Source organism: Sinorhizobium fredii USDA 205 (assembly GCF_001461695.1).
GTDB lineage: Bacteria > Pseudomonadota > Alphaproteobacteria > Rhizobiales > Rhizobiaceae > Sinorhizobium > Sinorhizobium fredii.
In genome coordinates this window covers 18,931-32,288 of the sequence record NZ_AUTC01000055.1, presented here as the reverse complement: position 1 = coordinate 32,288, position 13,358 = coordinate 18,931, and the positions used below count along the sequence as shown (strand labels likewise).

Sequence of the window (13,358 nt, the reverse complement as noted above, 5' to 3'; positions counted from 1 at the left end):
TCGGATGACGCAGCCCGACCAAAGAAAAACCCGGCGATGGTCTCGCCGGGTTTTCTGTCGCTTCTACTGCATGTTTCCTTAAATCGTAGCCGGTTCAAGGAAAAAACATGCAGCAATGAAAGTGCTACAGCGACCTTTGCGCGTCTCATAAGACGCGCGGCGCTGTCGTGAAGCTCAGTCCTTCTTCTGCGGGATCGGGCGGATCGCCAGCTCGCGCAGCTGCGCCGGTGTTGCCGGCGACGGCGCGCCCATCAGCAGATCGACGGCCTGCTGGTTCATCGGGAACAGCGAGATCTCGCGCAGGTTCTTGGCGCCGACGATCAGCATGACGATGCGGTCGATACCGAAGGCCATGCCGCCATGCGGCGGGGCACCGTACTGGAAGGCGCGGTAGAGACCACCGAACTGCTCTTCGACGTCGGCCTGGCTGAGGCCGACGTTCTCGAAGGCCTTGACCATCAGTTCCGGCGACTGGTTGCGGATCGAGCCCGATGCGATCTCGAAGCCGTTGCAGACCATGTCGTACTGGAAGGCCTTGATCGACAGAAGATCGTCACCCGAGAGCGCCTTGAGCCCGCCCTGCGGCATCGAGAACGGGTTGTGGGCGAAGTCGACGCGCTTCTCGTCCTCGTTCCACTCATAGAACGGAAAGTCGACGATCCAGCACAGTTCGAACCGGTCGCGATCGACGAGGTTCAGCTCCTCGCCGGCCCTGGTGCGAGCCTCGCCGGCGAACTTGTAGAACTTGGCCGGCTCGCCGGCGACGAAGAAGCAGGCATCACCATCCTCGAGACCGAGCTGCGTGCGGATCGCATCGGTGCGCTCCTCGCCGATGTTCTTGGCAAGCGGGCCGGCGCCTTCGAGCTTCTCGCCTTCCTTGCGCCAGAAGATATAGCCGAGGCCGGGCTGCCCCTGGCCCTGGGCCCAGGCATTCATGCGGTCGCAGAATGCGCGAGAGCCACCGGTCTTGGCCGGAATCGCCCAGATCTCCACCTTCGGGTTGGAGGCAATCATGTTGGCGAAGACCTTGAAGCCGGAGCCGGCGAAGTGCTGGGTGACTTCCTGCATCTCGATCGGGTTGCGAAGGTCCGGCTTGTCGGAACCGTATTTGCGGATCGCCGTGTCATAAGGGATGCGCGGGAACTTGTCGGTGACCGGCTTGCCGCCGGCGAAATCCGCGAAAATCGCGCGGATCATCGGCTCCATCGTGTCCCATACGTCTTCCTGCTCGACGAAGCTCATTTCCAGGTCGAGCTGGTAGAACTCACCGGGCAGCCGGTCGGCGCGCGGGTCCTCGTCGCGGAAGCAGGGGGCGATCTGGAAATAGCGGTCGAAGCCTGCGACCATCAGCAGTTGCTTGTACTGCTGCGGCGCCTGCGGCAGCGCGTAGAAGGTGCCGGGATGAATGCGGCTCGGCACGAGGAAGTCGCGCGCGCCCTCCGGCGACGAGGCCGTCAGGATCGGCGTCGTATATTCGGTGAAGCCGATGTCGCTCATGCGCCGGCGCATGGCCGAAATGACCTCGGTGCGCTTGACGATGTTCCTGTGCAGCGTCTCGCGGCGAAGGTCGAGGAAACGATATTTGAGGCGCACGTCTTCCGGATAGTCCGGCTCGCCGAAGACCGGCAGCGGCAGTTCCTTGGCGGCCGAGAGGACTTCGATTTCGCCGGCATAAAGCTCGATCTCGCCGGTCGGCATGTTCTTGTTGACGGTGTCGTCGGTGCGAGCCTTTACCGTTCCGTCGACGCGGATGACCCACTCGCCGCGCACGGTCTCGGCCATCTTGAAGGCCGGCGAATCCGGATCGGCGACGACCTGGGTCATGCCGTAGTGATCGCGCAGGTCGATGAACAGCACGCCGCCATGGTCGCGGACGCGGTGAACCCAGCCGGAAAGGCGAACGGTGGAGCCGACGTCCGACTTGCGGAGTGCGGCACAGGTGTGGCTGCGGTAACGGTGCATCGTCTGGTCCTGGAATTGCAGAGGGCCGCGCGAGGCTCGCCAAGGCGGGCGCGGCGGCATAGCCAAAGTCGGGCGGAAAAGCGCATGATGCGCCGGATTTGTCAAGGCCGCGACGCGCCCGCGCGCCCGTCGGCAGTTCCGCCCCGAAGATCTTCGCCGCGCCGGACGTCAACCGCACAAGATTCCGGAAAAGGTCACAAATCACGACTGTCCCCACCGACGGCGTCCCGTTAAACAGGAAGGACCGCCCGCCCCAAGAGTCGCCGCCGTGAAGCCGGATGCGCCCATGTCCCAGATTCGCCCGCTGATCCCCCTCCTCCTCACCGCCGGCATTCTGATCGGCGGCAATGGATTGCAGGGCACCTTCATATCCCTGCGGGCGCTCGAGGAAGGCTTTTCGACATCGCTGATCGGCGTCGTCGGTGCGGGCTACAATGTCGGCTTTGCGATCGGCTGCGTCTACGTGACCCGAATCCTCAGAGCCATCGGCCATATCCGCACCTTCTCGGCCATGGCGGCAATCGCTTCGGCGGCGGCAATCGCCATGGTGCTCGTCATAGAACCGTGGTTCTGGTTCCTCATGCGGCTCGTCGCCGGCATCTGCTTCGCCGGCCTCTTTGCAACGGTGGAAAGCTGGTTGAACGCCAGCGTCACCAATGCCAACCGGGCGCGTACGCTGTCGGTCTACCGGCTGGTCGATCTCGGCTCGGTGACCGCCGCGCAATACTTGATTCCGGGCGTGGGAATCGGCGGCTTCGAGCTCTTCGCCTTCATCTCGATGGCGCTGACGCTGTCGCTCGTGCCGATCTCCTTTGCCGACCGCTCGAGCCCCGTCGCGCCGGAAGCGATCCGCTTCGACGTCCAGGCGCTCTGGAACATCTCGCCGCTCGCCACGATCGGCTGCATCGTCGTCGGGCTCACCAACGCGGCCTTCCGGTCGCTCGGACCGATCTATGCGCAAGGGATCGGCCTGTCGGTGACCGCGATTGCCACGTTCATGAGCGCCGGCATCATAGGCGGCGTCGTGCTGCAATATCCGCTCGGGCACTACTCGGACCAGTTCGACCGCCGGCTGATCATCCTGATCGCCACTTTCGGGTCGCTTGTTGCCGGGCTCTTCCTCGCCTTCGGCGCCGGCAGCGACGAGTGGCTGAACTTCGCCGGCATCTTCGCCTTCGGCGCCTTCGCCATGCCGCTCTATTCGCTCTGTTCGGCCCATGCCAATGACCACGCGGCCGAAGGGCAGCACGCGCTGGTTTCCGCCGGCATGCTGTTCTTCTGGTCGCTCGGCGCCATCATCGGGCCGCTCTTCGCCTCCTTCATGCTCGACCTCTTCGGGCCGCGGGCACTCTTCATCTATACTGCGGCGGTCCTTTTCCTCTTCATGCTCTACACGCTGCAGCGGATGACGGCGCGTGAGGCCGTTCCCACCGGGGAACGCTCCATGCCGTTCCGCAACCTGCTGCGGACGTCGTCCTTCTTCAACAAGCTGGCCGGCGGCGGCCATCCGCATCAAGCTGGGCGGGGCCTGCGGCAAGATGCGCGATCCGATCGAATTGCTGAACGCGAAGATCAGGTTTAAAACGGCGCCGTTCCCGAAACGCCGCGGGCCGGACTCATCCGTGAGCCGCTCGGCCCCTTTAGAATGTGGACGTCATGACGCCGCTGCTCAGCCGCCGCACTTTCCTCCAGGGCTCGGCCGCACTTGGCGGCGCATTTGCGCTCGGTGCCGGACTTGCCGCACGCGCCGGGGCGGCTCCCGAACCCCAGCTCCTCACGGCGCAGCTCGCGAAGGCGCAGATTGCGGGCGATGGCGTCACGCCCGTCATGACATACGGACTCGGCGAAACGACCCATGCCGGCATGCCACCGGTCCTGCGGATGCGCAAGGGCGAGGCCTATGCGGCAAGGCTCATGAACCGGCTCGATGAGCCGACGACGATCCATTGGCACGGCTTGCGGATCGCCAATGCAATGGACGGCGTGCCGGAAATGACCCAGCCTTACGTCTATCCCGGCGATCACTTCGACTATCTCTTCACCCCGCCCGACGCCGGCACCTTCTGGTACCATCCCCATTGCAACACGCTGACGCAGATGGGCCATGGCCTGACCGGATTGATTGTTGTCGAGAACCCGGCAGACCCGACTTTCGACGCTGAAATCGTCCTTAATCTTCGTGACTGGCGGCTGGGCGCCGGAGGGAAATACATCGACCCCTTCAAGCCGCGGGATGCGGCGCGCGGCGGCACCTATGGAACGGTCAGAACTGCGAACTGGCAGCAGGAACCCGTTTACGACGCACCGGCCGGCGGGCTCGTTCGCGTCAGGATCGCCGCGACCGACGTAACACGCATCTACACGATCGGCCTTGAAGGCGCCGAGGCGAAGGTGGTCGCACTCGATGGCAATCCGGTCGAACGTCCGTTCCTGCTCGATCGGCTCGACATCGGGCCGGGGCAGCGCGTCGATCTCGTCATGCGCATGCCCGACAGCGAAGGGGCGCGCGCGACGCTCGGCAACTTCCGCGGGTCGAATCCATGGACGATCGCAAGCCTCCAGGCGGTCGGCCCTTCCCTGAAACGAGACCTTGGCGACGTCGCTCCCCTGCCCGCCAATCCGGTCGCTAGAGCCGACCTTTCGACGGCGAAGCGGATTCCCCTCGAACTCACCGCGACCGCCGAACACAAAGCGGTACCATCGGTCTGCGGTTCGCTCGGCTTCACTTTCTGGGCGCTCAACAAGGTTCCGTGGTCGGGAGACACGCCCGACCCGATTGCACCGATCGAGGAATTGAAGCTCGGCAAAAGTTATGTGCTCGAAATCGCCAACCGCACCCCGCACGCGCATCCTATCCACCTGCATGGCTTGAGCTTCCGCATCCTGAGCTCGAACAAGCGAAGCTTTCTGCCGCCGCCGACCGACACGATCCTGTTGCTGCCGGACGAACAGGCGGAGGTGGCGCTTGTTGCCGACAATCCCGGCGACTGGGTGATCCACTGCCACATCATCGAACATCAAAAGACCGGAATGACCGGATATTTCAGAATAATCTGACAATTTCGATTGAGACGACCGCAGCGAAACTATAGAGGGAAGGTTCAAGCCTCATTTTCGCCACAGTGAATTAAGCCCCGATGATTCAGACGACAGCAGAACTGGAGGCCGCCTGCCAAGAGCTGGCCCTCTCGAGCTACATCACGATCGATACGGAATTTCTGCGCGAGACGACGTTCTGGCCCGAACTCTGCCTGATCCAGATGGCAGGCCCCGATACGGCGGTGATCGTCGATCCGATGGCCCCGGGGATCGACCTCGCTTCGTTCTTCGCGCTGATGGCCAACGCCGACGTCGTCAAGGTCTTCCACGCGGCGCGCCAGGACATCGAGATCATTCACCATCTCGGCAACCTCATTCCGCATCCGCTCTTCGACACGCAAGTTGCGGCGATGGTCTGCGGTTTCGGCGACAGCGTTTCCTATGACCAACTCGTCAGTCGCATCAAGAATGAGCAGATCGACAAGTCGTCGCGCTTCACCGACTGGAGCCGCCGGCCGCTCAGCGACAAGCAGCTCGAATATGCGCTGGCCGACGTGACGCATCTCAGGGACATCTACCACTACCTGAAAGCGGAGCTCGAACGCGAAGGACGCTCCTCCTGGCTCGCCGAGGAAATGGCAATTCTGGAAAGCCGCGAGACCTACGATCTTCATCCGGAGAACGCCTGGCAGCGCCTGAAGATGCGCGTCAGAAAGCCGATCGAACTGGCGGTTCTGCAGAAGATCGCCGCATGGCGCGAGCGCGAAGCGCGGGCGCGCAACGTGCCGCGCGGCCGAATCATCAAGGACGACGCGATCTACGAGATTGCCCAGCAGCAGCCGAAGGACGCGGAGGCGCTCGGCCGGCTGAGGACCATTCCGAAGGGCTGGGAGCGCTCCAGCGCGGGCGCTGCGATCGTCGAGGCGGTGACCGAGGCCCTGGCGATCCCGAAGACCGACCTGCCCCGCCTGCCCCGCCAGAATCACACACCGGAGGGGGCGGCCGCAGCGGGCGAGATGCTCAAGGTGCTCTTGAAGCTCATCTCCGAGAAGGAGGGCGTGGCGGCCAAGATCATCGCCAGCAGCGACGATCTCGACCGGATCGCCGCCGAAGGCGAAAAGGCCGACGTCGCGGCGCTGAAAGGCTGGCGCCGGGAGCTGTTCGGCGACATGGCGCTGAAGCTCATCAATGGCGAAGTGGCACTTCGGTTTGTCGGAAAGAAGATCGAGGCAGTGGAAATCCCCGGTTGAACGACCGCGGCTGCCAACACCTTTCCGCCCGAATCCGGCCTTAGCCAGACGAATCGAAAGCTGGTCCGACGCTACAGCGACCTTTGCGCGCCCGATAAGGCGCGCGGCGCTGTAGGCCGAAGATCAGATGTTCGCATCGCTGCGGATGGGTTGTCCAAGTCGCGGCTATCCTTTCGGTATTTTCGATTTTCGGGGCCATCGCGCATGCGCTGGAGATTTTCCACGCTCGAGTTCATCCTGTTGCTTCTGGTGGTCGCCGGTAGTGGCGTGGCCTATGCCTGGGTCGTCTATGGCGACGGTGCGCTGATCGGCGCGACCTATGCGGTCTTTATCTGCATGCCGGTCCTTGCCTTCGAACGACACATCATCCTCCGGCGCCTTTATCGGACGATCCACAGCTTTCCGACGCCTGCCTTCCTTCTGTCATCGGTCGCCGTGTATTTCGCGGTCGAAAATCTTGGCTTTGTCGCGGCGGGGATGGCGCTGAAACTGACCGGCGTGCTGCAGCAGTCCTGGAGCGACGCGATGGTGCCGTCCTTCAATGCGCTCATCTATGCGCTCGTCGTTTCCGGTCCCATTATTTTTGTCCTGCGGGTGCGGGAACTGCTCGGCCGCGACGTGTTCCTGAGCCTGCTGACGGGACGCTACCGCAAGCCAGTGCAGGAGGAACGCGTCTTCCTGTTTGTCGATGTCGCCGGCTCGACCTCCTACGCCGAGCGCTTCGGCGACCTCAAGATGCAGGAATATCTCGGAAAGCTGTTTGCCGAGGTCGCCGATCCGGTCCTGCGCTATCGCGGATCCATCGACGACTATATCGGCGACGCCGCAGTCATCACCTGGTCCTTCGATCGCGCCGTGGCGGACGCCGCCTGCATTCGCTGCGTCTTCGACATTCTCGACCAGGTCGAAGCGTCCGCGGCCCGCTGGCGCAAGGTTTACGGCGAAGTGCCGCGGCTGCGCGCCGCGCTCCACGGCGGAACGATCGTCGCCGCGGAAATCGGCGTCGACCGGCACAAGATCACCTATTTCGGCGACACCGTGAACACGACGGCGCGTCTCGAAGGCCTCTGCCGGACGCTCGACCGGCAGGTGCTGATTTCCGCCGACCTGCTGCGTCGCTTGCGCCTGCCCGCTTTCGTCAAAAGCGAAGACCTCGGCGAGCACGAGGTCAAGGGGCGTGGCCAGAAGCTCGGCGTCTTCGCGCTTCACGCCGGCGGCCCGCCCTTGCCTAATTCGCGGATCGAAATTGCGACGGCAGATCACTCGGGATGAGGAATGTTCCGCGCCTTTCCTCCCGAGCGCAATTCTAGCCGTGCAGTTTCGCGCCCTTAGTGATCTTGTCGACGAGCTTCCGTTCAGCATGGATGGCGATCCCCGCGATGGCGGCCTCGTCCGGTCCGGACCGTGAGAAAACCTCGCGGTTGGCACGATCGTGACCGGTCGAGAACATGCCGTCGACATAGAGCGAGATTCGAATATTGCGTTCGAGCGCGCGTCTCTGGATATTGCTCAATGTCGCGGCGTCCGCCGAAAGCACGATGATCGGCTGGATGCTCAAGGCATTGTAAACATTGCCCGCTGCGTCGCGATAGGGCTCGCCGATGATCTCCGGCCTCTGCCCGGCAATGCCCGTCGCCAGGAAGGCGGTGACATTCAGCTTCTGCCATTGGGCAAGGTCATCGCGCAGGGCTATCGCAAATTTCGTCTCGAACATGATGAGCAATCCGATCTCCGCCAACGACTGCCAGCTTACCGCGGGAAATCGCCGCCGATCTTGAACATTCGTGCACGGCGCCGGGACGGCTTGCCGCTGTCATCAAAGCTTCACGGGGCTGTCAAACAAGCATCAAGCAAGCGTCATCAAAGCCGCCTATCGGGGATCGGTGCCGATCTCCAACCCAGGGTGAACTTCATGACGAAATCGTTTCTTGCCGGCGTGACGCTGACGCTTTTGATGTCGACGAGCGCGCTCGCCGAGGAGAGGGCCTTTCCGGCGACGCTGAAGGCGCATGCGATCCTTCCGGCCAATACCATCATCGCCGCGCCGGCGGATGCGGCCGACTACCTCAAGACCTCCGGCAAGTTCTCGACCGCCGACCGCAAGCGTGCCCAGGAACTGGGCAGCGTGCCGGGCAAGGACGGCGTTCGGCCGACCGGGCTGTCGCTCCCCTTCAACGGCCAGCCGATGCAAGGCTTTTCCGGTATCAAGGCGATGCCGGACGGCACCTTCTGGAGCCTTTCGGACAACGGCTTCGGCAACAAGCTCAATTCGACCGACGCCATGCTGATGCTTCATCACGTGAAGATCGACTGGGACGCAGGCAAGGTCCAAGCCCTGGAAACCGTCTTCCTGTCCGATCCCGACCGCAAGGCTCCCTTCCCGATCGTCATGGAAGGCTCCACGAGCCGCTATCTGACCGGCGGGGATTTCGACGTCGAGTCGATCCAGCCGGTCGCCGACGGTTTCTGGGTCGGCGAAGAATTCGGTCCCTATGTCCTGAAATTCGACACGAGCGGCAAGCTCACCGACGTCATCCCAACGCTGGTGGATGGCAAGCCGGTGCTCTCGCCGGACAATCCGACGCTGGCTCTGCAGGCGGACCCATCCAAGAAGACCCCGGCCTTCAACCTCAAGCGCTCCGGTGGCTATGAAGGTCTGGCGCTGTCCAAGGACGGCACCAAGCTCTACGGTCTGCTCGAAGGGGCTCTCTGGATCGACAGTGAATCGGTCGAGCAGGCGGAAGGCCGTCCGGCGCTCCGCATCGTCGAGCTCGATGCTGCAAGCAAGGACTGGACCGGGCGCAGTTGGCTCTATCCGCTCGCCGAAGGCGGCGAGGCGATCGGCGACTTCAACATGCTCGACGAAAAGACGGCGCTGGTGATCGAACGCGACAACGGCGCCGGCGCCGTCGACAAGGCCTGTGCCGACCCCAAGGAACCCAAGCCCGATTGCTTTGCGGTCGGATCGAAGCTGAAGCGCATCTACAAGATCGAGATGACCGAGGAAAACGTCGGCAAGGCGGTGCGAAAGATCGGCTACATCGATCTCCTGAAGGTCGCCGATCCGGACAACCGGAAGCGCCAGGGCGGCGGCGACGGCTACTACGACATGCCCTTCGTGACGATTGAGAACGTCGATCGGGTGGACGACACGCATATCGTCGTCGGCAACGACAACAATCTGCCCTTCTCCGCCGGGCGCGCGCTCGACAAGGCGGACGACAATGAATTCGTGCTGCTCGACGTCAGCGAATTCCTCAAGGCCGAATAGGCCCAAACGGTCGCGCGTGGACATCCGCGCGCGACCGCTACCGCCCAATGGGCGGCGGCGCTCAGCGCTCGAAGTGGAAAGCGAGTTTCTTGCCCGTCAGACGGCTCAGTTGCTGCAGGCGGCCATCGAGGCGTTCGCCTTCGAAATCGAGATAGGCCGCGGGCACGACGAATTCGAGATCGACATCCGGTCGCGTCGATGGTCTGAGGGTGAGATGGCGGGCGACACCCGGCATGGAGGCGGAGAATTGATAGGCAACCCGCAACAGGCCGCCGAGCAGCTTCGCCAGTTCCAGCAGGCGCGGCGTCGTGATGCCGGCGAGAGGGCTGGTGGCGCCGTCGTCGTTGAGCCCCTCGAAACGATAGTAGTTGGCGAGCGCGATATAGGCCCGGCCGGCATGGGTGATCCCCGTGAAGGCCGAGTGGGCGATGATGTTCAGCGCCTGCAGGCCGCGATAGTCCGGATGCGCGCGCCAGCTGATGTCCGCCAGCAGGCAGGCCGCCTGCCGGTAACGGCTCTCCTCGTCCGTTTCCACGATGCCGAAATGCGGCACCATGCGGCCGGTCCATTCGGCAAGTTCGCGGGCATGTTCCGGGGAACGGGCGCGCAGGATGGCGATCTCGTCGGCTGCGGTGAGCAACGGGTCCTGCAGGCGTTCCTCGTTGGAAAGCAGCGAGTAGAGGTAGCCTTCGCGAACACCGAGCGCGGAAAACGAGATGCGTTCCGGTTTCATGATGGAGATCGCCTCCTGCATCGTCACGGCGCCGAACGGCAAGAGGCTGCGACGGCTCTTGGATATCGTCGCAAAGGCCGACGGCTTCAGGACCTTGGGCTCTATCACCTCGGCGAGGATCGCCATCGCCTCCTCATAGGAGATCTCGTAGCCCTGCATCATGTGCAGCGGGTAGTCGCGCGCTTCCATCTGCAGCTTGGCAATCGAGCGCCAGGTACCGCCGACGGCGTAGAAAGTGCGCCCGGTACCGCGCCTCAGGACATCCGCCCCCTTCATGAACTTCCGCACCCACGTGCGCGCCCGGCTCAAGGATCCATTGCTGTGCTCGAAGAGGCGGATGCCGCCGAGCGGCAGGGTTATCCCGTTGCCGATCCGCCGGCCCTCGACGTCGACCAGTTCGAGCGAACCGCCGCCGAGGTCGCCGACGACGCCATCCGGATCGTGGTAGCCGCTGACGACGCCCATGGCCGAGTAATAGGCCTCCTCCTCGCCGGTCAGGATGCGAACCCTCTGGTCAAGGATGGCTTCCGCCTTCTCGATGAAGGCTGCGCCGTTCGAAGCCTCGCGCGCGGCGGCGGTTGCCAGCACATAGGTTTGCGTGGCACGCGCCTGGTCGGACAGCGCACGAAAGCGGTGCAGCGCCTTCAGCGCCCTCTGGACGCTCTCCTCCTCCATCCGGCCGGTCGCGTCGATCCCCTTGCCGAGCCCGCACATCACCTTTTCATTGAAGAGCACCGCGGGGGCTCGACTGAGCCCCTCGTAGACCACGAGGCGAATGGAGTTTGAGCCGATGTCCACGACGGACACCGGGCGGATGCCGGGCAGACGCCCCTGCGCTTCAGATTCGACCATGCGATTCCAGTTTACTTGCGCCAACCGCTTTTCCAGCCGGCAATCAGCTTCGGTGCACTGGACTTCAGAGCCTCACCCCGGCCCGAGAGGCTGGGATTGGTCATGAAATAATGCTGCGCGTTGAACGGCTCGGTGTCCTTGCCGACTTCCATGCGGCGCGACGTGCCGTCCGGAAGAATCTCGTAGCTCTGCTGGTTGTCGATGAGATTGCCCAGCATGATCTGCGAAATTACCTGTTCGTGCACAGTCCGGTTGATGAGAGGCACGAGCGTCTCGACCCGCCGATCCAGATTGCGCGGCATCATATCCGCCGAACCGATATAAACAAGCGCATTTTCCGAAGGCAGGCCGTGGCCGTTGCCGAAGCAGAATATCCGGGAATGCTCGAGGAAGCGGCCGACGATGGACTTGACACGGATGTTGTCGGAGAGGCCCGGCACCTGCGGACGCAGGCAGCAGATGCCGCGCACCACGAGGTCGATCTCGACGCCGGCACGGCTGGCCTTGTAGAGGGCGTCGATGATTTCCGGGTCGACGAGCGAGTTCATCTTCATCCAGATCGCCGCTGGCCGGCCCGCCTCGGCATGCGCAATCTCTTCGTCGATGTGCTTGAGGATGCGCGGACGCATCGTATGCGGCGAGACGGCGAGCTTCATTCCCGCCTCCGGCTCGCCATAGCCGGTGATGAAGTTGAAGATGTTCGCCATGTCGTGGGCGATCACCGGATTGCAGGTGAAGAAGGACAGGTCAGTATAGATCTTCGCCGTGACCGGGTGATAGTTGCCAGTGCCGAGATGGCAATAGGTCCTGAGCTTGCCTTCCTCGCGGCGAACGACCATCGACATTTTCGAGTGCGTCTTCAGTTCGATGAAACCGAAGACCACCTGGACGCCGGCGCGCTCGAGGTCGCGCGCCCAGCGGATGTTCGCCTCCTCGTCGAACCGGGCCTTCAGTTCGACGAGCGCGGTCACCGACTTGCCCGCCTCGGCGGCGTCGACCAGGGCGCGCACGATCGGGCTGTCGTTGGAGGTACGGTAGAGCGTCTGCTTGATCGCCAGCACGTCGGGATCACGCGCCGCCTGCAGCAGGAACTGCACCACGACGTCGAAGGACTCGTAGGGATGGTGGACCACCATGTCCTTCTCGCGGATCGCGGCGAGGCAGTCGCCGCCATGCTCGCGAACGCGTTCCGGGAAACGCGGATTATAGGGCTCGAAACGCAGATCCTCGCGCGGCGCCTTGGTGATTTCGGAAAGCGTGTTGAGGGCGAGAAGCCCGGGCAGCACGGCGACGCGGTTGTCGGGAACGCCGAGCTCGTGGACGACGAACTGGCGGAGCGAAGCGGGCATTTCGGAGTCGGTCTCGATGCGGATCACCGACCCGCGGCGGCGGCGCTTCAAGGCCGTCTCGAACAGGCGCACCAGGTCTTCGGCCTCTTCCTCGACCTCGATATCGCTGTCGCGGATGATGCGGAACGTACCGGACCCCTGAACCTCATAGCCCGGGAACAGGCGGTCGATGAACTGCCCGACGACATCTTCGAGGGTGAAGTAGCGGATGACGTTCTTGACGTCCGGCAGGCGGACGAACCGGTCAAGCGCCACCGGCAGGCGCAACAGCGCCGTCATCGGCTCGCGGCCGGTCTTGCTGACGAGCTGCAGGCCCATCGAGAAGCCGAGATTCGGGATGAACGGGAACGGATGCGCCGGATCGATCGATAGCGGCGTCAGCACCGGGAAGATCGACTGGTTGAATTCATTGGCAAGCCAGCTTCTGTCCTGGGCGGACAGGGAGGCTGGCCGAACGATGAGGATGTCCTCCTTGGCGAGATACTGCTGCAGGACGGCGAGCGAGGCCTGCTGCTCCATCTGGAGATTGTCGATCTCCTTGAGGATCTCGTCGAGCTGTTCGACCGGCGTCTTGCCGTCGGGACTGCGCAATGACACGCCGGAGCGCACCTGGCCCTCGAGGCCGGCGACACGAACCATGAAGAATTCGTCAAGGTTGGCGGCGGAAATCGACAGGAAGCGGACGCGTTCCAGGAGCGGATGCGCGGTGTTCAGCGTTTCCTCGAGCACCCGGCGGTTGAACTGAAGCCACGAGAACTCGCGGTTGATGAAGCGCTCCGGGCTCGTGAGAAGATCAAGTTGCTCCGCAGGCGCCTTTTGTTCGGTGATTGCAGACGTCGCGTTATCCATTCCCATCAGACCCCATTGCTCCGGATGAACGAGCTATCCCAGTTTGACGACGG

Annotated in this window: 9 protein-coding genes; 5 read left to right on the top strand and 4 right to left on the bottom strand. The window is 63.3% G+C overall.

Translation table 11 applies throughout. The features are described 5' to 3' along the window. Positions 1–174 precede the first annotated feature (174 nt). Positions 175–1,962, bottom strand: a complete 1,788-nt coding sequence (gene aspS / locus N181_RS07140; protein ID WP_037391125.1) for an aspartate--tRNA ligase — start codon at positions 1,960–1,962, stop codon at positions 175–177. 286 nt (positions 1,963–2,248) lie between these two features. Between aspS and N181_RS07135 the strand changes: the two genes are divergently transcribed. From N181_RS07135 to N181_RS07120, 4 genes are all read left to right on the top strand, one after another. Next, complete coding sequence (locus N181_RS07135) at positions 2,249–3,544, top strand: MFS transporter (protein WP_037391126.1); 1,296 nt, start codon at positions 2,249–2,251, stop codon at positions 3,542–3,544. A gap of 74 nt (positions 3,545–3,618) precedes the next feature. After that, entirely contained in the window at positions 3,619–5,019 is a 1,401-nt protein-coding gene (locus N181_RS07130) for a multicopper oxidase family protein (RefSeq protein WP_037391101.1), read from the top strand. Between the two features lie 80 nt (positions 5,020–5,099). Beyond that, entirely contained in the window at positions 5,100–6,251 is a 1,152-nt protein-coding gene (rnd, locus tag N181_RS07125; RefSeq protein WP_037391103.1) for a ribonuclease D, read from the top strand. Positions 6,252–6,455: 204 nt separating this feature from the next. After that, positions 6,456–7,523, top strand: a complete 1,068-nt coding sequence (locus N181_RS07120) for an adenylate/guanylate cyclase domain-containing protein (protein WP_014327877.1) — start codon at positions 6,456–6,458, stop codon at positions 7,521–7,523. 34 nt (positions 7,524–7,557) lie between these two features. Here N181_RS07120 and N181_RS07115 read toward each other — a convergent pair whose 3' ends face one another. Further along, complete coding sequence (locus N181_RS07115) at positions 7,558–7,965, bottom strand: DUF2000 family protein (protein WP_037391128.1); 408 nt, start codon at positions 7,963–7,965, stop codon at positions 7,558–7,560. Positions 7,966–8,163: 198 nt separating this feature from the next. Here N181_RS07115 and N181_RS07110 point away from each other — a divergent pair, with 198 nt between their 5' ends. Beyond that, on the top strand, positions 8,164–9,522 hold the full coding sequence (locus N181_RS07110; protein ID WP_050999851.1) for an esterase-like activity of phytase family protein: 1,359 nt from the start codon (positions 8,164–8,166) through the stop codon (positions 9,520–9,522). A gap of 61 nt (positions 9,523–9,583) precedes the next feature. Here N181_RS07110 and ppx read toward each other — a convergent pair whose 3' ends face one another. Both ppx and N181_RS07100 read right to left on the bottom strand, forming a co-directional pair. After that, positions 9,584–11,107 carry an exopolyphosphatase gene (ppx, locus tag N181_RS07105; protein WP_037391105.1) on the bottom strand — a complete coding sequence of 508 codons (1,524 nt, stop codon included), beginning with the start codon at positions 11,105–11,107 and terminating at the stop codon, positions 9,584–9,586. An 11-nt stretch (positions 11,108–11,118) separates the two neighbouring features. After that, positions 11,119–13,305 (bottom strand): RNA degradosome polyphosphate kinase, encoded by a 2,187-nt coding sequence (locus N181_RS07100; protein ID WP_086018579.1) that lies wholly within the window; start codon positions 13,303–13,305, stop codon positions 11,119–11,121. Positions 13,306–13,358 lie beyond the last annotated feature (53 nt).